Here is a 20,939-nt window from a genome sequence, read left to right as displayed (position 1 = left end):
CGCCAGAGTCTCCGTAATTCCACGTCCGCAGATCACGCACGCTAGCCGAATTATAGCCCGAGGGGGGTGCGAAACAATGAAAGCCCCGGCGAGGGCCGTGATTCGCCCGGCAAAACGCGTTGGACAGAAATCAACCGACAGGATGCGAGCGCCAGCACGCCTTATCAGGCCGAGCCTGCCGCCCGCGTCTGAAAAACTCGCTACCGGCTGCTATTCGTCACTGCCGGCTGCCTACTATTCCTCAGCATCTTCACAAACTGGGCCAAAAGCGGCGTATTGTCATGCCAGGTGCGGGCCGTGACCAGGTTGCCGTCCAGGACGCACGGTTCGTTGACGTAGGTCGCTCCTCCCTGAGCGGCATCGAGCGCACACTTCGCGACGGTGGTTACGCGCCGACCGCGAATGCAATCGGCCGCTGTGAGGATTTCGACGCCGTGACACAACGCGGCAACCGGCTTACCGGTTTCGAAAAAATGTCGCGTCACGCGCAGCAAATCTTGATCGTAGCGCAGGTATTCCGGGGCGCGCCCTCCGGAAACGAACAGCCCGGCATACTCCGTCGGATCGACGTCACGAAAAGCGATCGTCGCCGGCAGATGATACCCGGGCGATTCGCGCGTGATGTCCCAGCGCGGATCGGCGGCTGGCGGAATCTCGTGGAGCACCATGTGATACATGCGCGCTTCGGGGCCGGCGACGACCACCTCGAATCCATCCTCCGGTAAACGGAAGAAGGCGTACATTGTGTCCAGCACTTCGGTGGCGTCGCCGATCGGCATCAAGACTTTCGACACGAGCGATTCTCTCCGTGGATTAACGGCCTGTAACAGTTCCGAGGAACAGCACCGCACGTTCGAGGGGCGAGGAACTTTTTAGAACCAAACCGAACTCGTGCAACGACGACGCGCTTGCGTATTTCTCGCACAGTTCGATGCGAGGGTACTTACACCAATGGGGGATAAAATGCCACCGGCTTTACAATTCCGTAAGGCATCAACGAATGCCTTGCATCCAGCCGATTCAAGTGCATACTTGGACTTACTGCTGTGAGCTTGCTCACAACAGGTCGGCCTCCGCAGGTTCCTGCCCCACCTGCGGGGGCTTCTTTTTTGCGCTGTTGGTAAAGTCTGCGATTTGCCGGCATTCCCAATCATCTCTTGGCACCGCAGCAGCCTGCCATCTCCTCTCGGCAGGGCCGGTTTCTGGAGGCACACTCCGTTGGGGGTGAATACCCCTTGTCGGCTTTCATTGCGGATTCAGTTGTAGTGTCGCCACGACAGGGAAGTGATCGCTCGGATACTGCTCCTTGTCAGAGAACGTGACGACCTCGGTGTTCACGGCACGAACCGGTCCGCGCGTGAGGATCCAATCGATGCGAGGCCCGTTTTCCTTGGATCCCGCGTAATTGTGGAAAGTGCCGATCGCGGGCCCGTGCTTTTCCGCCGCCGTCCACGAGTCAGCGAACTTGCCGTCTTTGATCAGTGCGTCATAGGCCGGATTATTTCCGGCCGCGGCATTGAAATCGCCGACCAGGATGATCGGCAACTTCGTCATCAACTGGTCGACTCGCTTCACGACCAAGGCCGCGCTCTTCTCCCGCGCCTGCTGCACCTGGTGATCGAAATGGGTATTGAGAAAGTAGAATTCCTGGCCACCGTCGCGCTCTTTGAATCGCACCCAGGTGACCATGCGCCGGTTGGTGTTACCCCAGCTCGTCGATCCGATGCGCTCCGGCGTGTCCGAAAGCCAGAAGTGGTCGAACTCCATCGGCTCGAAACGGGCCTTGCGATAAAAGATCGCCATGAATTCGCCCCGGCTACCGCCGTCGCGGCCCAGGCCGATCCATCCATAGTCCGGCAGGTCGGTTTCCAGGTCTTTGACCTGCTGCCATAGACCTTCCTGCGTGCCGATCACGTCCGGTTTGACGTTCTCGATCAACGATTTGGCAACCGGCCGCCGCGCTTGCCAGGCATTCGGGGGCTTGCTGTTGGCATAGCGCAGATTGAATGTCATGACCTTCAGCTCGCCGGCCGGTTCATCGGCCGTGGCCCGGCCGGCGAACATCGCGACGAGTACGAGCAAGCCGCACATCACGCTTCGGCGGAATTGCCGCAGCCGCGCAGATTCGTAGTTGATCGTGGAATGCAACATCACCGGCTGATCTCCCCTTCCGTTGCGACAGTCCCCTCGGCCACATGATAGTGGGCGCCGCCGACCGTTGCCACGCACCGCGGCCGACGTATTACAATGGCGCCCTATCCACCGATACATCCTCTGCATGGCCCGCCCGAGTTTCCTGATGAGCATGACACAGATCCCCACGATCCACGAAGCCAGCGAACTGTTGCGCGCGGGTCGGACCACGTCGCGCGAGTTGGTCGACGCCTGCTTGGCGCGGATCGATCGCTTCGAAGATCGGGTGCAAGCCTGGGTGCTGGTCGATGCCGAGGGGGCGCGCCGTCAGGCCGCCGAGCGCGACGCCGAGTTGCAGGGGGGGCGTCACCGCGGGCTCTTGCACGGCGTGCCAATCGGAATCAAGGACATCATCGACGTCGCCGGCTGGCCAACCCTGGCGGGATCACGATTGCGTATCGGCAATGTCGCGGCGTACGACGCGCCAGTCGTTGCCAAACTGCGCAAAGCGGGCGCCGTGATACTTGGCAAGACCGTGACGACCGAGTTCGCCAGCTTCGATCCGCCCCCTACGCGCAATCCTTGGAATCTGGCGCGCACGCCGGCCGGATCGAGCAGCGGGTCCGCCGCGGCCGTCGCGCTCGGCATGTGCATCGCCGCCATGGGTTCGCAAACCGGCGGTTCGATCACGCGACCGGCCGCATATTGTGGCGTCGCCGGCTGCAAGCCGACGTACGGCCGAGCCAGTCTGTCAGGCATCGTTCCGCTGAGCTTTCATCTCGATCATCCAGGGCCGATCGCGCGCGATGTAACGGACCTGGCGATCATGCTCTCGGCCATCGCGGGCTACGATCCGCAGGATCCCATTTCGATCGACATCCCAGCGCCGACGTACACCGCCGAGTCAGCGCGGGAGACGCCGCCGCGACTGGCGCTGCTGACCGGCTTCTTTGCCGAGGCCGCAACGGCCGACGTCCAGGCGAGCGTCGACGAGGCGCTTGCGAAGCTCGTGGCTGCTGGCGCCACGGTCGATCGGATTGCTCCACCACCGAGCTTTGCCGACGTGATCGTAAACCATCGCCGCATCATGGCGATCGATGCCGCAACGCATCATCGCAACAATTTCCCCGAACGACGCGCGGAGTACGGCCCCTGCATCGCGGCGCTAATGGACGAGGGGCTCGCGGCCACGGTGGTCGAGTTTGCCGAGGCGCTCGAGCATCAGCGGCACTTCGCACGCGATTTGGAACTGAAGCTCGCCGGGTACGACGCGATCGTCACGCCCGCCACAACCACCACGGCCCCCGGTCCGGAAACGACCGGCGACCCTCGTTTCAACGCGCCATTCAGCTACGCCGGACTGCCCACGGTCTGCTTTCCGTGCGGCTTGTCGAGCGTCGACCAGATGCCCGTCGGGCTGCAATTGATCGGCGGACGTTGGACCGAAGGACCACTGTTGTCGGTTGCTCATTGGTGCGAGGCCGAGATTGGTTTTTCGGCCCCACCGCCGCTGCTCGCCGAGTGTGCGGCGGTGGGTTAGTATAGTCGCCGTGTGTTCTCCGTAGTCAGCATTCGTGACTCGATGCACTTGTAATCGTGTCGACCAAGGGTTTCCGAACTTGGTCATTGAATATTCTTCTTTGAGGTAGCAAGTCGATGAAGATTGTGTTCGCGTGCCTGTTGGCAATCGTTGCGTTTCTCATGGCGAACAGTGATGTGAAAGCCGCGGATGCCTTGAAGGTGGGTTTTGCCACGGCCGACGTCACGCCGGACGTCAACGGACCGAATCCCGTGTGGATCGCTGGTTACGGGCAGAACCGTCGCGCGACGGGCGTCCACGATCCCCTCTTCGTCCGCGCCGTCGTCTTGAACGATGGTAAGAAGAAGATCGCGCTGGCAGCCGTCGACGTCGTAGGCATTCAATATCCGACGACACAAGAAATCCGTAAACGACTCGAAGGTTTTGATTACGTCCTGGTTTCGAGCACGCACAATCACGAAGGGCCCGACGTGCTGGGGTTGTGGGGGCCGAGCCCGTTCAAGAGTGGCGTCGATCCCGCCTATCTGCAATTGATCGTCGATCGTGTGGTGGAAGCAGTGAAGAAGGCCGACTCGGCTGCCAAGCCGGCGACGGGCGAGTACGGCACGGCCGATGATCCCACGCTACTGCGCGACAGTCGCGAGCCGCATGTGCCGGACGGCGTCATTCGCACCGTGAAGGTTCTGGGAGCCGATAAGAAACCGGCCGGCCTGATCGTGCAATGGAGCTGCCACCCCGAGGCGCTGGGAAGCGAAAACAAGCTGCTGACGGCCGACTTCATCTGGCAGACCGTCAAACGGCTGGAAAAGAAATATCAATGCCCGGTGGTTTATTTCAGCGGCGCGGTCGGGGGCCTGATGACGACGCCATCGAACCGATATCGCGACTCGCGCAAGATTCCCGACGAGACGTTCGAATATGCCGAAGCGTATGGCAACGAAGTCGCGGACCTGGCGATCAAGGCGATCGACTCGGCCAAGCCGCTCGAGTTATCACCGCTGGCCTTCTCGGCCAAGCCGATCAGCGTGCCGCTGGAGAATCCCCTCTATCGCATGGCACAGATGGCCGGCGTGCTTAAGCGCGAGGGGCATGCCTGGAGCGGTGATTTCGAAGTCATCGGCGGGCCGATCAAGGGAGCCGAAGGCGAAGTCGCGGCCGGCGTCAGCGAGGTCGTATACTTGCGCTTCGGGCAGTTGCATATCGCCGGCGTGCCCGGGGAAATCTATCCTGAGCTGGTCTACGGCAAATTCCAGGACCCGGCCGATCCGAATGCCGACTTCCCCGAGGCGCCGCTGGAGAAGTCCGTCACGCAATTACTGCCGGGCGACAAGATCATGCTGATTGGACTGGCCAACGACGAGCTCGGCTACATCATTCCGAAGCGGCAGTGGGACCACACGCCGCCGTTCGCTTACGGCCGCAAGAAGAGCCAGTACGGCGAAGAGAACAGCTGCGGACCATTGATGGCCGGCGTGCTGATGGGAGCGCTCGAAAATCGCGTGAAGGAACTAGCGCCGGCGAATGGAAAGTAATTAATTACCCTTCTCTCATTGGGAGAGGCCGGGTGAGGGAGCAGCAAAAAGGAGTTCGGCATGCACGGCAGGCAAGAGGCAATGAGTGCGGCTTGCGTTGGCTATTGGAAATCAAACAGCAGAGCAAAATTTCCCCATCTCCCTCTGGGAGAGGGCAGGGGTGAGGGCAAACCAAATTACAGTGCCGACCCACTCACCCTACCCTGGCGAGCGCGAAGCGAGGGAGAGGGATTTGTTAGCCGTTGCCGCATGAGTGTGATGCCGGCGTTTACTGCTCTCGCGCTCTTGCTCGCAACCGCGATCGCTGCGGCAAACGCCGAAGAGCCGGCCGATCCTAATCGTCCAGCGGCGATCGCCACGACCGGCGTGCCGACGGTGCCGCAGGCGCTCGTCGATCGTTTGACGCAATACCAGAACATGCGCAGTGCCGAGTTTCTCGGCTGGTCAGATCAGCCAGGAGATAACGCCGGCATCTTGATTCGCACGCGCTTCGGCAACTCGGTGCAACTGCATCGCGTCTATACGCCCGGCGGGCGCCGTGAACAGATCACGTTTTTCGACGAGCCTTGCACGGGAAATTTCATCCCGCAGGCCAAGGATGGTGCAATCCTGATCTCGATGAGCAAGGGTGGTAACGAGAACGAGCAGGTCTACCTGCTCGACCGCGCGGCGTTCAAGACCACGCTCTTGACCGACGGCAAGACTCGCAACCTGCTCGGGCCGGTCGAGCACTCCGGCGCACGAATGATCGTTAACAGTAATCGTCGCAACAATCGTGATACCGACGTCTACATCGCCGACACCCGCAAACCGGACAGCATGCAGATACTGTACGAGACGTCGGGCGAGTATTGGCTGGCCACGGATTGGTCGCTGGATGGCACGCGTTTACTGATGAACCGTTACGTGTCGGCCAACGAGTCGTACCCAGCGATCTTCGACATCGCCAAGAAAGAGATGAAGCCACTGCCGATTCCGGCCGAGGGGAAAGTCTCGTTCGGAACACTGGTCTTTGCCAAGGATGGTGCCTCGGCGTTTGTCACGTGCGATGCGAAGGGAGAGTTTCTGCAACTAGCCCGGCTCGACCTGACGACGCTGAGCTACGAATGGCTGACCGAGGACATCTCCTGGGACGTGGCGGATGTCGTCGTCGATCCCACGACGGGCGCGGTCGTCTTCACCATCAACGAAGATGGGGCGAGCCGGCTGTTCGTTCTCGAGGGGAAAAACAAGCGCGAGCTGAAGCTGCCGCTGGGGATCGTGACGGGGCTCGAGTTTTCGCCCGACGGCGCGACCCTGGGATTTTCGATCGCGCGGCCTGACGCACCGGCCGACGCCTATACCTGTAAACTGGCCGACGGTGCGCTCACGCGATGGACGTTCAGCGAAGTGGGTGGGCTAGATCCGGCATCATTCGTCGTGCCCGAGCGGATTCAATTTCCCACGTTCGACGGACGGCAGATTCCGGCCTATGTCTTCAAGCCGCGCACCGCCTCGCCCGAGCATAAGACCGCCGTGCTCATCAATATCCACGGCGGACCCGAGGGGCAGTACCGGCCCCTCTTCTCGGGCGTCACGCAGTACCAGGTGAACGAGATGGGGCTGGCCGTTATCTACCCCAATGTGCGCGGATCGGCCGGCTACGGCAAAACCTACCTGCAACTGGACAACGCCGAGCGACGCGAAGATAGCGTGCGTGATATCGGCGCACTTTTAGATTGGGTCAAGACGCGCCCCGAGTTCGACGCGTCCCGCGTGGCAGTCACCGGTGGCTCGTACGGCGGCTATATGGTGCTGGCGTCGCTCGTGAACTTTCCCGACAGGATCAAGGCCGGCATCGACATCGTAGGCATCGCAAACTTTATCACGTTCTTGCAAAACACCAGCCCTTACCGGCAAGATCTGCGCCGTGCCGAATACGGCGACGAGCGTAAGCCCGAGATGCGGGCTGTGTTCGAGCAGATCAATCCGGCCGGGCGCGTGGACAAGGTCCAATCCGCGCTCTTGGTCGTCCACGGCGTCAACGATCCGCGGGTACCATTCTCCGAAGCGCAGCAAATCGCCGATCGTGTCCGCGCCGCCGGCCGCGCCGTGTGGACGGTGTACGCCGACAACGAAGGGCACGGCTTCGCCAAGAAAGACAACCGCGATTACCTGACCGCGGTCGAGGCGCTGTTCTTGGGCGAAAATTTGAAATAAGTGCTGAGCGCGAAGTGATGAGTTGTGGAGTGAGAAGCTCTTGCGCTCAGCGATTTGACGCACCGAAGATACGGTCGCGTTCGCGCTGGTTGTAGGCCAGCTTCTCGGCCGGGCTCATGTGGGCAAAGTTCGGCTTACCATCGGCCGATGATGTGGACTTATCCTTTGTTGCTGCGCCGGGTTTGCCGTCGCAACCGCAATTGCCCGCCGCCGTCTCGGCTTTCTTCTTGCCGCCGCATCCGCAGCCGCAATCTTTTTTCTTTTCACCCTGCGCCGCTGGTACACCGGCCGGCACGGTGACGGTGCTGCCACCGCCGTAGCTCATTACCGCGGTGCGCAGTTCGAGGTCTTCGGCCAACGAGCGGTGAGGCTTGATCTTCAGCTTTTCGAGCACGCTGTGGTAAGCATGAACCGCGTCCTCGGGACTGATGACACGATCGGTGATCAGCCGCAAGAACTCGACGAACGCCAACTGGTTCTCGGCCTGGTTGATCTTGCGGCCGAACAGCGCCACGCGAGCGCCATATTTCTGTGCTTCGGCGATCAACTTAAAGGCGTCGTACGTCGTGCCTGCCCCGCCACCGAGAATGCCCACGACTAAATGCGGGTCGTAAGCAACCAGCTCTTCCATCGCCTTGGGGCCGTGGTAAACGACCTTCAGGAACACGGGCCGTCCGGCCTGGGCCACGCCAGCCAGCGTGCGCGCAATCGCGTCGTTGATGAACTGCGGCAGGTTCGCCGGATCGAGCCCAACGGGTGCGTTGGGATCGAAGACTTCGAGGAAATGGCGAAAGCCCTTCGCCTCGGCCTCGAGCCGAAAGCGGCGATATTCGTCGACCGCCCGCAGGTCTTCGTCCAAGCGGTTGTTGAACGTGATGCTGTACAGGCCCAGGTCCGCGCCCCGGCCGCGCTCGTTGGGCGCGCAATCGACGTGGCCGCACTGGATGTGATCGATCGCGGCCGTGCGGAACGGACGCGACGGCTCCTCAATGTATTTGTTGCCACGCAGCACGAAGATGTCGGTCGTGTCGTTGGCCCGGGCGGCGGGCGTCACGTGGCTGTTCTCGAACAGCCCCTCTTGAATCGTCAACTGGTCGTTGCTACTGGCGGACATGAGCATGATATCGACATGCCCTTGCCGGACGATTTGCCGCATCTGTTCGCGATACTCAGCCAGCGTGCGCAGGCGAACCTCACCGGCGTGCATCTCGGGAGACTGCCCGGGAGCGCCGATGCCGAAAGCCATATCCGCATCCTTGGCGTCGGCGATAATGAACTCGCGCGAGCCGGATGGATCGGCATGGATGGCGGCGAGCTTGCGATCGAGCGATTTTTGCATGGCGAGTTGGCTTACTTGTCTTGTGCCGGGCGAGTGGTTTGCGTCCCCTCACCCTGCCTTCTCCCGGCGCGAGAGGGATTCGTTTTTTCCCTTCCCAAAGGGAGGGATTCTTCTACTTAACGGGTGGCTCCTACGCGTGACAAAACGGTGTCGACGGTTTCACGCAGGACCTGTCCGCTTTTACGAAGAGCTTGCAGTTCTTTAGGCCACAGCTCGATCTCGAGGAGATCGACGACCCCCGCACGCCCAACAACTGTCGGCACGGACAGCGCGACATCGCGGATGCCGTAACACCCCTCTTGCACGCTCGAGATCGGCAACACGCGACGACGGTCTAGGGCGATCGATTCGATCACTTCTTGAATTGCGATGCCGACGGCGAAACCAGCGCCCCCCTTCTTCTTGATCACTTCGGCGCCCGAGCCACGGGTGCGGGTGAACAGCTCGTTAGCCAGGTGCGGCGTCCAGCCGGGGTACTTGTCCAGCGGCAAGCCGGCCGCCGTGGCGCTCGACCATATCGGGACCATACTGTCGCCATGCTCACCCAGGATCACGGCCGAAACCTGCGTCGGCGCGGCGTGCATAGCCGCGGCGATCAGGCTGCGGAAGCGGATCGTGTCGAGCTGCGTTCCCAGACCGATAACTTGCGCCCGTGGCAGACTGAGTCGATCCGCTGCCAGGTAGGTCAACACGTCCACCGGGTTCGACACGACCAGGACGATCGCGTCTTTTCGATAGCCGACGCGGCGCACCTCGTCGAGGATGCTCAAGAACAAATCCGTGTTGCGATTGATCAAATCCAACCGGCTTTCGTCCGGCTTGCGTCGCAATCCGGCCGTGATGCAGATCAGATCGCTGTCGGGAATGTTTTCGTAACCGCCGGCGTGAATTACCTGGTCCGCGATCAGCGGACTGCCATGAACGAGGTCCAGCGCCTGGCCGGCTGCTCCCTCGGCATTGGCATCGAGCAGCGCGATATCGCGCACAATGCGGCCGGTCTGCAAAGCGAAGGCGGTGCAGGACCCAACGAGCCCCGCCGCGCCGATAATGCTGACTTTCATGTATGCGTCTCTAGTAGCAAAAGTGACTCGATGATTACTTCGAAAGCGCGGCCAGGACGCGGTCCGTAATAGCCTGGATCAGCGCGTCCTGATCGTTCGCTGGCGGGGCACTGTTGGTCGTCGGCGCACCGTTGGCCGATGGCTTGGCTGCTGCGGCAAAGCGCGGCGCGACGGGCGGAGCGTCGAAGGCACGCCGCTCGATGCCGCCGTCCTTCCAACTGTCGCGGAAGACGTCGTTGGCGCAGATGTCGCAGTTTTCCATGCCCGGCTCGAGGCGTGCGTCGCTGAAGCCCCACTTCTGCTTCAGGTCCAACAACTCGCGCGTCTGCTCGGGCGAGAAGAAGGTGACGCGGCCGAGCTGCTTCGACAGCATCAGGATGCGGCAGTAAGCGTCGAGAATCTCGGTCCACCAGTAGGCCCGCTCGAGCGATTCACCAAAGCTGACCGTGCCGTGATTGGCCAGGATGATGACGTTCGACTTCTTCACGAACGGCAGCACCGTGTCGGCGAACTTCTGTCCGCCCGGCGTCTCGTACTTCGTGATCGGCACGTCGCCCAGGAACACTTCGACCTCGGGCAGGACGCATTGCGGAATCGGCTCGCGCGCGACGGCAAAGGCCGTGGCGTGAGGCGGATGGCAGTGGACGCAGCTTTTCACGTCCGACCGCTCCTTCATGATCGCCAGGTGCAACAGCACTTCGCTCGTGCGCTTGCGCCGGCCCGAGAGCTGATTTCCTTCCATGTCGACGCTGCAAATATCGTCGGGCTTCATGAAGCCCTTGCAGATCATCGTGGGAGTGCAGAGCACTTCGTTGTCGCTGATGCGGATCGAGATATTGCCATCGTTGGCCGCGGCGAATCCCTTGTTGTAGAGACGCTGGCCAATTTCGCAGATGTCTTTTTTCAGTTGATGAATATTCATGGCTTTGTCCGTCGGTTCTCCGTGAGTGCGTTGCGTTGTTTCGCAGGGTGCTCTGTGAGCACCGTCTTCGTTCTGTATTCGTTACAGGATCATGGTGCCCACAGGGCACCCTACCTTCGTTTGTTCTTTCTGTTGGCCGCAATATCGACCGTGTCGAGGATCGCGGCGTTGTAGGCGTCGATCGGTTTGTCTTTAGGGCGGAACGGTTGGGCCGCTTCGCCTCCTTCACTGATTGCGATGTGGCAACCGTCGCCGGCGCCAAGGTCGTCGTAAACGACAATCGGTTCGCCTGCACCGCGCTCGCCGCGGGTAAGTTCGGCCAGCGTCAGCGGAATCGCCAGCCGGAACGAAGCGCCCGACAGGCTCGGGTGGCTGCGGCTCAATGTCACGGTGCCGATGACTTCGCCAATGCGCATCGCTTTGTCTCGTCAAACCCTGGGAAAATGTAGGTCAAGCACGGCGGGGACGCGGCGGGGCCAGCCGGTCCGAAATTCGTGAATCAGGCGGCGAAAAGCGGTCGGGGCCGCGGCCGGATCGAAGGCCAGCAGGTTCGCCGCCACCTCGTTCATGCCGCGCCGCACGGCATCAACATCCCGCCCACCGACCGCCCGCACCCCCGGCACGCGATTGGCCAGGCAAACGGCCGCCTCGGAATGGCTGGTGACCAATACCGTGGCACGACCACCGCGCGCCGCATGATCCGCCAGTTCGCTCGTCACACTGGCCAGGCCCGTCGCCGCCACGCGTTCGATGCTCGCCCCTTCGCGCGACAGCGCCTCGACGAAGGTGGTTGCAACAGATTTACTCCCGGCTTCGGCCAGTTCGGCCACGCCCAGCACGATTGTGACAGCGGCAGCCGTCGCGTTCTTCTCGCTGCTGTAAGAAACGTTAATGCCGCGTTCGCGCAGCACATCGCGGACCGATGGCGTCACCACCGCGCCGCGCCGCAGCACGACGTGGCGGATATCGGTCAAGCGATGTTCCAAGGTGGCGAGGGTCACGACACGTTCCGAGATTTCGAGTTGGCTAACTTGTGGTTTGGTGTTGGCAGGAGTCGGCGTCGACGGTTTGTTCGTGTCGCCGTTCACAGCGGGCGAGACTGTGCTGCTTTTGCGCAGCTCGGCCATCACCTGGCGAACGATTTCATCAATGTCGACTTCAAGGGGCATCAGGCGAAAATTTATGGTCGCGATCAGGTTGCTCTTCAGGTCTGGCAGTGCTGGACGAGCCAGCAGTGGCACCGGAGTTTTCGATTCCAGATCTCGTCAGTTGTTCGGTATCCCGATCACACACCAGCGGACCGGCGTGGAGTCGTCCTTCAACATTTCACGGGTGAACTTGCCGTCGCTCGTAATCATCACAGTTTCGCCCGTGCCGGCGCCGAGTTGATCAGCTACAAGCACCGGTTCACCGTCAGGCTGCTTGCCGTCGGCCAACAGCGCCTGCACCACCAGCAGCTTGACGCCCGAGAGCGAAGCATGCTTGCGAGTAGCGGTCGCGGTGCCGACAACAAGTCCAAGTTGCATGAGTAGTAGCTAGTGGCTGGTAGGTAGTAGCCGGTAATCAGTAGTTAGTAGCCGATAAACGCTCTAGATGATGCGCAGGTCGTCGATCAGCGAGCAGCGGCGTTCGCGCGTGAAGGTCAGCGGCGTCGTCACGCCTTCGCCAGTGGGCGTGGCAATCGAGAACGACAGATAGCCCTCGCCGCCAAGCCCCAGTGAAGCCATGCACGGCCCGTTCTTCACGAACAGCGTCGTGTCCATCACACGTCCCATGCGGGTCATGTTGCGCACGTTGTTCGAATGAATGATGCTGGTGTGGCGGAAGCCATGTTCGAAATGCTTGGCCTTCGCGATCGCTTCGTCGACGTCGCGCACGCGCACGAAGGGAACGAACGGCATCATCTGTTCGACGGGCACGAACGGGTTTGATTCGTCGGTCTCGCCGAACAACAGCTCGGTCGACTTCGGCACTTGCTTGCCGATGCCGGCGGCCAACACGCTGGCGTCCTGCCCCAGGAAATCCTTGCTCGGCACGTCGTGCTTGTGTTCTCCCTCGCCCACTGTCGTGATCGCCACGCGGGTAAAGGCGTCGACCTCGCGAGCCGACAGCCGCGCCGCGCCGGCACGATCCATCGCCGAGAGCATCTGGTCGAAAACACTGCTGACGACGAAGACTTCCTTCTCGGCGATGCACAGCAAGTTGTTGTCGTAAGAGGCGCCTTGAATGATCGAACGCGCGGCCCGATCCAGGTCAGCCGTCTCGTCGACGACCACGGGCGGATTGCCGGGGCCGGCCACGATGGCACGCTTGCCGGAGTTCATCGCAGCCCGGGCCACGGCCGGTCCGCCGGTGACGCAGATCAATTTGATGCCGCGATGGCGGAAGATCTGGTCGGCCGTTTCCAGCGTAGGCTCGGCGATGACGCAAATCAGGTTATCGATTCCCACGTCGCGATAAATTGCTTCGTTGAAGCGGCGCACGCCTTCGGCCGCCACGTGCTTGCCACTGGGGTGCGGGTTGACGACCAGCACGTTGCCACCGGCGATCATGCTGACGGCATTGCCCGTGATGGTCGGCAGCGAGTGCGTAACCGGTGTGATGGCGCCGATGACACCAAACGGAGCGTGCTCGATCACGGCCAGACCATGATCACCACTGAAGACTTCGCTGCGCATGAACTCGACGCCGGGAGTTTTTTCACCCAAGGTCTTGAGCTTTTCGATCTTGTGTACCAGGCGGCCGATCTTGGTCTCTTCCATTTCCATCGTGCCGAGTTCAACCGATTGCTCGATCGAGATGCGGCGGATGTGTCCGATGATCCGCTTGCGATCTTCGATCGTGCGGTCCGACAACTGATGAAAGGCTTCGGTGGCGGCGGCAACCGCTTCGTCGACGCAGGTGAAGATGCCGTAGCGGCCGTTGAATCCGCGACCATTGACGGCCGGCGGCACGGTGCCGATGCGGGCGAGTACTTCCTGGACGACGCTGCGAATAACGGCTTCAGTGGCTTGCATGATGATTCGCGATCAGGGTGGTTATGTTCGAATGGTTTCGTTCAGGTTTTAGTGATTTGCTTTTGAGCTTTTAGTCCCCCTCCCTGTCAGGGAGGGGCTAAGCGATGGCGATCGTTATCGGCAAGAGTTAAGCGGTGATGTCATGAACGTTTTGCCCCTCACCCTGACCTCTCCCAAAGGGAGAGGGATTAAAATGGGTCACTTCTCGCTTTCGCGGTTGTAGACGTTCGTGTGATCGACGTGGACGCTGTCGACGATGCCGATGATCACAGTGTCGACGGGCAGGTTCTTCGTCTCTGGCGTAAGCCGAGCGCTTGATCCCTGCACGATCAAGACAAACTCGCCTTGGCCGGCGCCGACCGTGTCGACTGACACAAACGTCCGGCCGGTCGAGACCAGCCGATCACGTTGCTGACCATCGACCCGATACGGCTCGACGATCAGCAGCTTGTGTCCGACCATCGAATCCACTTTGGTGGTGGCAACGACGCTCCCAGTAACTTTGGCGACAAACATGCGATTAACCTTGTAAAAGTTCCTTCGCCTGCCGGGCGACGACGATCTCTTCGTTCGTGGGCACGATCCATAGTTGCGTCCTGCTGCTCGAGGCATGGATCGCCGCTTCGCCGCTGGCCGTCTCGTTGGCCGCCGCGTCGAGCTCGATGCCAAGCTGCCCCAGATCCTGGCAGATCGCGGCACGAACCGTGCGGCCGTTCTCGCCGATCCCACCGGTGAAGACGATGACGTCCGCTCCGCCGAGTTCGACCAGGTACGCCCCCAGGCAATGCCGGATCGCCCCGATATAAACATCCAGCGCCAATTGAGCGTCCTTACTGCCGGCCGCGATCGCAGCTTCGAGATCTCGCACATCGCCGCTGGTACCGCTGAGGCCCGCCAATCCGCCACGCGAGGCCAAGGTTTCGAGCACTTCGGCCAACGGCCGGCCAGTGCGCTCGACGATTATGGCCAAGGCAAACGGATCGAAATCGCCGACGCGATTGTTCTGCGGCAGTCCGGTCTGCGGGCTCATCCCCATGCTGGTCGCAACGCTCTCGCCGTTGCGAATGGCGCACAAGGAGCTTGATCCACCCAAGTGACAGGAAATGATCCGCAGGTCCTTGCGTCCCAGCAGCTCGGCGGTGCGCTCGGCGATGTAGCGATGGCTGGCCCCGTGAAATCCCCAGCGGCGTACGTGATACATGTCGGCCCACTCGCGCGGGACGGCATAAAAACGATTGCGATCGGGAATCGTCTGATGAAAGCCCGTTTCAAAGGCCGCCACCAGCGGGATCTCGGGAAGCCCCTCGCGCAACAGCCGCATGGCCGTGATGTACGGCGGATTATGCGCCGGCGCCACGGGGCTCATCTCGTCCATCGCGGCCAACACTTCGGGAGTGACGCGCTGTACACCGCTGATGTGCCCGCCGTGTACAGCCTTGAAGCCGATGGCGGCCACCTCGCTCGCATCCTGCAAGCATCCGCTCTCCGGATCCGTCAATTGCTCCAGACAGCGCCGTACCGCCACGGCATGATCGGGCACCTTTGAGACGATCTCGCGGCGCGTGCCGCCGATATCGACATACGAACGACTTTCGGCGGAACCGATGCGCTCGGTCCCGCCGCGCGCGAGCTGGCGCTCGTCGGTCATGTCGTACAGCCGATACTTAAAGCTCGTCGAGCCCAGGTTAGCCACCAGAATCTTCATGCTCGTGCATCGCTCCGTCTTGCGGTCGAAAAATTGTCGAAAGTCCGTTTACGACAGGTACGCCTTGACAAGCCCTTCGCTGGGGCGCGGAATGATGTGGCTGGCCGTAAGCTCGCCGACCTTGGTCGCAGCCGCGGCACCTGCTTCAACGGCCGCACGCACGCTGCCGACGTCGCCTTGCACGACGGCCGTGACGAGCCCGCCGCCGATGGCGACCTTCTTGATGACTTTCACGTTGGCGGCCTTAGCCATGGCGTCGGTCGCTTCGATCAGCGCTACGAGCCCCTTGGTTTCTACTAATCCAATCGCGTCTTGCATAACTCTATTGCCTTGTTGAAAAGCTTGGTTGTTGATCGTTGATTCATAGACTCGGAAGGCGAACGATGAAGGAGTTGCGGGTTATCGCTACGTGTCCCGAACTCATCGTTCAGCATTCATCACTCAGTCGCCGCCCGAGGCACCGGTGCCCGGCATGACGGCCCTCAGATCTTCGTGCGGACGGGGGATGACCTGCACGCTGACGACTTCGCCGATACGACCCGCGGCCGCGGCACCCGCGTCAGTGGCAGCTTTCACGGCAGCCACGTCACCGGTGACGAAAGCCGTCACCAGGCCGCTGCCCACTTTGTCCCAGCCGAGAAACTCGACGTTCGCGGCCTTCATCATTGCGTCGGTGGCTTCGATCAGGGTCACGAAACCCTTGGTCTCGATCATGCCCAACGCTTCCATCGCTTTCGCCATGTCACGGTTACTCCAGAAAAACAAGAGACAAACAGAAACTCGAAACTCTTTTAATCCCCACCCAACTCGGGCGAAGATTTATTGCTTTCCTAAATCCCTCTCCCTCACCGAGAGGCTGGAATCCTTAATACCTCTCCCTGCTGATCATCTTTAATCCCTCTCCCTCAGGGAGAGGGTAGGGTGAGGGCTCTTCTACTGCTTCAACAATTCCACCTTCGTGGCGTGATCCAGATCGGCGGCGTTGCCCTCGTCCGTGTCGATGTGGACTTCCAGCTTGCTCGTCGCATCAGCGCGGACCAACAAGTCTGCGAAGACGGTCGTGCAGCTCGACTCGATTTGCAAGCTCATGCGGTCGCCGTTCTTCACGCCGTAGAAGGCGGCGTGTTCGTTGTTCATGTGTACGTGCCGTTCGGCGCGGATCACGCCCTCTTTCAATTCGACGACACCGTGCGGACCAACCAGCACGCAGCCGGGCGTGCCCTGGATCTTGCCGCTGGCGCGTACCGGCAATTCGATGCCCAGTGAAATGCCATCGGTGAACGCCAGCTCGACCTGGCTGGCCGGACGTGTAGGACCTAGCACGCGCACGCTCGGCAGCATGCGGCGTCGCGGGCCCACGACCATCACGGTTTCCTCGGCGGCGTAGAAGCCATCTTGAAAGAGTGGCTTCTGCGGCGTCAGCTTGCGGCCGGCACCGAACAGCGTCTCCACGTGCTCGTCCGTCAGATGCACGTGTCGAGCCGAAATACTGACGACCAGCTTCGGCGTGCCAGGGGGCGCGCTCGATTTGCTGAGTACGATTTCGCGAACGATCCGCTCGATCGTCGCACGGTCGATGGCTAGGGCTGCGGTGGCAACGCTCATTGGTTCTTCAACAGTTGTGCATCAGGGGGATCCGCGATGACGAGTTCGACGCCCGCCGCTTTGACTTTCTTCTTCCAAGCGGGATCGATCTCGTGATCGACTACCAAATAATCAACGCGCTCAAGCGCACAAATATGGGCCAGGCTCTGATGGCCAAACTTCGCGCTGTCGGCCACGACAATCACTTCTTCCGACGCTTGCAGCATCGCCTGCTCGGTTTCGACCAGAAGCAGGTTGCTGTTGTAGAAACCGCGATCGTTAATGGCGGCCACGCTGAGGATCGTGCGGCGCACGTTCAGGTTGGCCAGCATCTGATTCGCGTAGGGGCCCAACGAAACACCGGTTCGCGGATAGACGTAGCCACCCACTAGCACCAGATCGGTCGAAGCGCCCGAGGCAAACAGGTTGGCCACGGGCAGAGAATTGGTAACGATCTGCAGATGCCGGCCGACGAGCAATTGCGCGACTTCGTAAGTCGTCGTGCCGCCGTCCAAAAGCAGCGTGTCACCATCTTGAATCAGTTCCGCGGCGCGGGCCGCGATCGCACGCTTCTTGTCCCACTGAGCCGGTTGACGTTCTTCGAAGTGAGGGAGCTTGGGACTCGTGCCGGTGTAGAAGACGCCGCCATGCGTGCGTTTAGCGCTGCCGGCTTCCTCAAGGAAGTCCAGGTCGCGGCGGACCGTCGACTCAGAGACGGCCAGGGCATCCGCCAAATCCGGCAATGCCGCAAAGCCGCGTGTGCGGACGAGTTCCAACAATCGAGACCGCCTTTCTTCGGCAAGCACGGGACAATTCCGCAAGGAATCTGGCAAGAATGATGCGAGTGAATCTCCATTATGTGCGCGGTGTTGATAGATAACAATCGCCAAATACCATCATTCGTTGCCAAATATCTGGCACATTGGCTGGTAAATGCTCGATTTCCGTCATGATCTGGTTACGCAATCCACCCGCTGGGGTGGGTTTCGGCAGTCGCATACGCCGAGGAAAATACTGGTGGATATGGCCGTAGTCCTCCACTTCTCGAAGCGGCTTCTCGAACGTCCCGCACCGGGGTCTCTGCCCGGTATTGCCCTCCGGCAATTCCACGACGATCGCGATATCCCGCTGTGGTTAGAACTGCGAAACCGCGCCTTCGCGCGGGCCAAGCCGGGCGTGCTCGGCTGGGGCGCCACCGATTTCGCTCGTGAAATGCTCGATCGCCCCTGGTGGTCCCCAGATCGGCTCTGGTTTGCCCTGGCCGATTCACCGGGTGCGGATCAACCCCTGCCTGTGGGCACGGTGGCGCTGGCATCGCGCGAGATTGCAACCTCGTCCGTGGCCGTGGTGCATTGGCTGGCAGTGCTCGCAACGCACCGGCGGCAGGGTGTCGCCCGACTGCTGATGCAAGCGCTCGAACAGCGTGCGTGGGATCTGGGGCAGCGCGACATCTTTCTGGAAACCCACGACGGCTGGATAGCCGCACAACGACTCTACGAATCGCTTGGTTATCAACAGGTACCTGGAGCAACGAAAATGAGTTGACGAAATGTGCATGCGGATGCGAGTGCCCAAGAATCGAGTATCGATTTCCGATCCTGTCACAGGTGGAAAATGGACACGAAGCAAGCGCAGTTGTACGCGAAAATCGTGGCGTTCGAGTTCGACGAGCCGGGAACGTGCCGCACTTTCTCAGCACGGCTAGCCGAAGAAAACGGCTGGTCGGAGGATTTTGCTGCCCGCGCCGTGTTCGAATATCGGCGCTTTCTGTTCCTGGCCATGGCAGCCAGCCACGCGGTTTGCCCTTCGGAGGAAGTCGACGAAGTTTGGCACCTGCACCTTATCTACAGCCGCTCATACTGGCAGCGTCTGTGTGGCGAGGTGCTCGAGCGTCCGCTGCATCACGACCCGTCGCGCGGAGGCGGAGCCGAATACGCCAAGCATCGCTCGATGTACGAGCGGACGCTCGACGATTATCGTCGCCTGTTTGGCGAAGAACCGCCCGGCGATCTGTGGCCCGACGGTGCCGAACGGTTTTCACCTCGCCGTCGTTCGAATCATACGGCGGCCGATCATTACTGGATGATCCGCAAGCCGTGGCTGTGGCTATCGGCCCGTGCCTGGTGGCAACGAGCCAGCCGGCGAGCGGCCGTGGCGGCGATGGCAATCTTGCCGCTACCGCTTATTGGGGTGGCCGTCGATCATCCTTTCGATCTGCGCGGGCCAGAGTTTCTGCAGTTCTACGCGGCCGTACTGCTGATTGCGTTCTTGCTTGCCGTGGCGACGCGAGTGTTCGCGAAGCACAGTCCGCAAAAAACGGTCCATACACTACCGCTCGATGCCCACCAGGTCGCGTACCTCAGCGGCGGCCTGCAATGGGCAGCGAAGACGGCACTAGCGCAACTGGTAGCGGAGCGCGAGGTGATCGTCATTCGCACCAGGCCGCTGCGTCTGGGGCGCTTCGGTGAAGTGAAAGCCGAGGGGAACGCTCTGGAGTGCGCCCTGCATCGTCAGATGCCCAAGGCACCGGAAGGGGCAAGCTGGGGTGCCGTCTGCCGAAATGCGAATACGGCCGTGGCGGAAGTCGGAGAGTCGTTGCGAGAGCGTGGATTGGTGATGTCAGCGACACATGCCCTGGTCGCCCATTGGGGACCGCTGATGATCATGGGCGCGGCACTCTTGATCGGCGCCATCAAAGTTCTGGTCGGACTCCAGCGGCATCGCCCGGTCGGATACTTAATGATTATGGTCGTCATCGCGACCATCGTTTCGCTCATGCTGTTTGCGCGTAGAGTCCATCGCACCGACGCCGGAGATCAAAAGCTGCTGTCGTTGAAACTCACGAATCGACACCTGCGAGAAGAGGCTCGGCAAGCCAGTTTTTCCGCCAGCGAATCTCTACCGTTGGCCGTGGCTCTGTACGGGTTCAGCGTGCTTTTGGACGGTCCGCATAAACCACTGGCTCTGTCACTCGATCCTTGTACAGTCAGCGATCCTCGGAACGAGAAGTACAAGTTTTGGGGGCACGGATGTGGCGGTGGTGGTGTCGGCTGCACCGGGGTGATTGCGATTTGTGGTGGCGGCGGCCACGGATGCAGTGGCGGATGCAGTGGCGGAGGCGGTGGTGGGTGCGGAGGAGGGGGTTGCGGCGGTGGAGGCTGTGGAGGATGTGGCATCTGACGAACGTGGTGCGTCGCTTATGCCGGGAGTACCCGAATCCGCCGCCCCTCAGCTCGTAATCGCCCGACGGCGAAGAGGAGGATCGCCTCGGGCAGAGCTTCGCATTCGGCGGCGAAGACGCGCTTCGCCAGCAGCTCGGGCGTGTCGTTTTCTTCGACCGGCACAACGCGCTGCAAAATGATCGGCCCATGGTCGTATTCATTGTCGACGAAATGGACCGTGCAGCCGGAAATCTTCGCGCCGTAGTCAAGCACGGCGCGATGCACGCGCAAGCCATAAGCGCCATGCCCACAAAATGCGGGTATCAAGGCCGGATGGATGTTCATCACTCGATTGGCAAAATCATCCGGCACCGGCGCGAATTTTAAGAAGCCCGCCATCACGACCAGATCGGACTGCGCTTCGCGGCAGGCCGAAAAGACGGCCGTGCCGAACGCTTGGTCACTGTCGAACGTCTTTCGCTCGCAGATGTGCGTCGGAATCCCAGCATCGACAGCGAACCGCAATCCGCCCGCGGTCGGACTGCTGGAAATCACCTTCACCACCTGGGCGGGCAACTGACCGGTCGCGATCCGTTCGAGCAGGTTGCGCAGCGTCGTCCCGCCGCCCGAGATGAGCACAACAAGTTTCAGCGGGTTAGTGCTCATGAAAATTGCTTAAAGAACAAATACGCGTTGCTCGCCGGTGCGATTCTCCCTCACCCCGCCCTCTCCCCTGAGGGGCGAGG

Annotated in this window: 21 protein-coding genes; 5 read left to right on the top strand and 16 right to left on the bottom strand. The window is 61.1% G+C overall.

What is annotated here, in order from left to right:
* Positions 1-200: 200 nt before the first annotated feature.
* Positions 201-794 (bottom strand): DJ-1/PfpI family protein, encoded by a 594-nt coding sequence (locus tag VGN12_19815; protein ID HEY4311703.1) that lies wholly within the window; start codon positions 792-794, stop codon positions 201-203.
* 451 nt (positions 795-1,245) lie between these two features.
* On the bottom strand, positions 1,246-2,151 hold the full coding sequence (locus VGN12_19810; GenBank protein ID HEY4311702.1) for an endonuclease/exonuclease/phosphatase family protein: 906 nt from the start codon (positions 2,149-2,151) through the stop codon (positions 1,246-1,248).
* Positions 2,152-2,299: 148 nt separating this feature from the next.
* Between VGN12_19810 and VGN12_19805 the strand changes: the two genes are divergently transcribed.
* From VGN12_19805 to VGN12_19795, 3 genes are all read left to right on the top strand, one after another.
* Positions 2,300-3,673: an amidase gene (locus VGN12_19805; protein HEY4311701.1), complete on the top strand. Its 1,374-nt coding sequence runs from the start codon at positions 2,300-2,302 to the stop codon at positions 3,671-3,673.
* Positions 3,674-3,789: 116 nt separating this feature from the next.
* Positions 3,790-5,205: a neutral/alkaline non-lysosomal ceramidase N-terminal domain-containing protein gene (locus tag VGN12_19800; protein ID HEY4311700.1), complete on the top strand. Its 1,416-nt coding sequence runs from the start codon at positions 3,790-3,792 to the stop codon at positions 5,203-5,205.
* A gap of 249 nt (positions 5,206-5,454) precedes the next feature.
* On the top strand, positions 5,455-7,404 hold the full coding sequence (locus VGN12_19795; GenBank protein ID HEY4311699.1) for a prolyl oligopeptidase family serine peptidase: 1,950 nt from the start codon (positions 5,455-5,457) through the stop codon (positions 7,402-7,404).
* 46 nt (positions 7,405-7,450) lie between these two features.
* On the opposite strand, the gene VGN12_19790 is transcribed toward VGN12_19795, so the two are convergent.
* From VGN12_19790 to VGN12_19730, 13 genes are all read right to left on the bottom strand, one after another.
* Positions 7,451-8,743 carry a hypothetical protein gene (locus VGN12_19790; GenBank protein HEY4311698.1) on the bottom strand — a complete coding sequence of 431 codons (1,293 nt, stop codon included), beginning with the start codon at positions 8,741-8,743 and terminating at the stop codon, positions 7,451-7,453.
* Between the two features lie 116 nt (positions 8,744-8,859).
* The gene (locus VGN12_19785) at positions 8,860-9,804 is read right to left on the bottom strand and encodes a lactate/malate dehydrogenase family protein (protein HEY4311697.1); all 945 of its coding nucleotides are present in this window, start codon (positions 9,802-9,804) and stop codon (positions 8,860-8,862) included.
* A gap of 34 nt (positions 9,805-9,838) precedes the next feature.
* Positions 9,839-10,726 (bottom strand): class II aldolase/adducin family protein, encoded by an 888-nt coding sequence (locus VGN12_19780; protein HEY4311696.1) that lies wholly within the window; start codon positions 10,724-10,726, stop codon positions 9,839-9,841.
* A gap of 110 nt (positions 10,727-10,836) precedes the next feature.
* The gene (locus tag VGN12_19775) at positions 10,837-11,142 is read right to left on the bottom strand and encodes a EutN/CcmL family microcompartment protein (protein ID HEY4311695.1); all 306 of its coding nucleotides are present in this window, start codon (positions 11,140-11,142) and stop codon (positions 10,837-10,839) included.
* Between the two features lie 12 nt (positions 11,143-11,154).
* The gene (locus tag VGN12_19770) at positions 11,155-11,967 is read right to left on the bottom strand and encodes a hypothetical protein (protein ID HEY4311694.1); all 813 of its coding nucleotides are present in this window, start codon (positions 11,965-11,967) and stop codon (positions 11,155-11,157) included.
* Between the two features lie 24 nt (positions 11,968-11,991).
* Positions 11,992-12,252, bottom strand: a complete 261-nt coding sequence (locus VGN12_19765; GenBank protein ID HEY4311693.1) for a EutN/CcmL family microcompartment protein — start codon at positions 12,250-12,252, stop codon at positions 11,992-11,994.
* Positions 12,253-12,315: 63 nt separating this feature from the next.
* Entirely contained in the window at positions 12,316-13,743 is a 1,428-nt protein-coding gene (locus tag VGN12_19760) for an aldehyde dehydrogenase family protein (GenBank protein ID HEY4311692.1), read from the bottom strand.
* 198 nt (positions 13,744-13,941) lie between these two features.
* Complete coding sequence (locus VGN12_19755; GenBank protein ID HEY4311691.1) at positions 13,942-14,259, bottom strand: EutN/CcmL family microcompartment protein; 318 nt, start codon at positions 14,257-14,259, stop codon at positions 13,942-13,944.
* A gap of 4 nt (positions 14,260-14,263) precedes the next feature.
* The gene (locus VGN12_19750) at positions 14,264-15,448 is read right to left on the bottom strand and encodes an acetate/propionate family kinase (GenBank protein HEY4311690.1); all 1,185 of its coding nucleotides are present in this window, start codon (positions 15,446-15,448) and stop codon (positions 14,264-14,266) included.
* A gap of 48 nt (positions 15,449-15,496) precedes the next feature.
* Positions 15,497-15,766, bottom strand: a complete 270-nt coding sequence (locus VGN12_19745; GenBank protein ID HEY4311689.1) for a BMC domain-containing protein — start codon at positions 15,764-15,766, stop codon at positions 15,497-15,499.
* Positions 15,767-15,889: 123 nt separating this feature from the next.
* Positions 15,890-16,189, bottom strand: coding sequence for a BMC domain-containing protein (locus tag VGN12_19740; protein ID HEY4311688.1), 300 nt, complete (start codon positions 16,187-16,189; stop codon positions 15,890-15,892).
* A 192-nt stretch (positions 16,190-16,381) separates the two neighbouring features.
* Complete coding sequence (locus tag VGN12_19735) at positions 16,382-17,053, bottom strand: phosphate propanoyltransferase (GenBank protein HEY4311687.1); 672 nt, start codon at positions 17,051-17,053, stop codon at positions 16,382-16,384.
* Positions 17,050-17,838, bottom strand: a complete 789-nt coding sequence (locus VGN12_19730; GenBank protein HEY4311686.1) for a DeoR/GlpR family DNA-binding transcription regulator — start codon at positions 17,836-17,838, stop codon at positions 17,050-17,052. The genes VGN12_19735 and VGN12_19730 overlap by 4 nt, the downstream gene beginning before the upstream one ends.
* A gap of 217 nt (positions 17,839-18,055) precedes the next feature.
* On the opposite strand from VGN12_19730, the gene VGN12_19725 reads away from it, so the two are divergent.
* Positions 18,056-18,577: a GNAT family N-acetyltransferase gene (locus tag VGN12_19725; GenBank protein ID HEY4311685.1), complete on the top strand. Its 522-nt coding sequence runs from the start codon at positions 18,056-18,058 to the stop codon at positions 18,575-18,577.
* A 69-nt stretch (positions 18,578-18,646) separates the two neighbouring features.
* A complete protein-coding gene (locus VGN12_19720) occupies positions 18,647-20,212 on the top strand; it encodes a TIGR04222 domain-containing membrane protein (GenBank protein HEY4311684.1) in 1,566 nt (521 codons plus the stop codon).
* A gap of 17 nt (positions 20,213-20,229) precedes the next feature.
* Here the strand turns inward: VGN12_19720 and purN are convergent, their stop codons facing one another.
* Positions 20,230-20,859, bottom strand: a complete 630-nt coding sequence (purN, locus tag VGN12_19715) for a phosphoribosylglycinamide formyltransferase (GenBank protein HEY4311683.1) — start codon at positions 20,857-20,859, stop codon at positions 20,230-20,232.
* Between the last annotated feature and the right edge of the window lie 80 nt (positions 20,860-20,939).

The sequence above is a fragment of the Pirellulales bacterium genome, assembly GCA_036499395.1.
GTDB lineage: Bacteria > Planctomycetota > Planctomycetia > Pirellulales > JACPPG01 > JACPPG01.
This window is presented reverse-complemented; position numbering and strand designations above follow the sequence as displayed.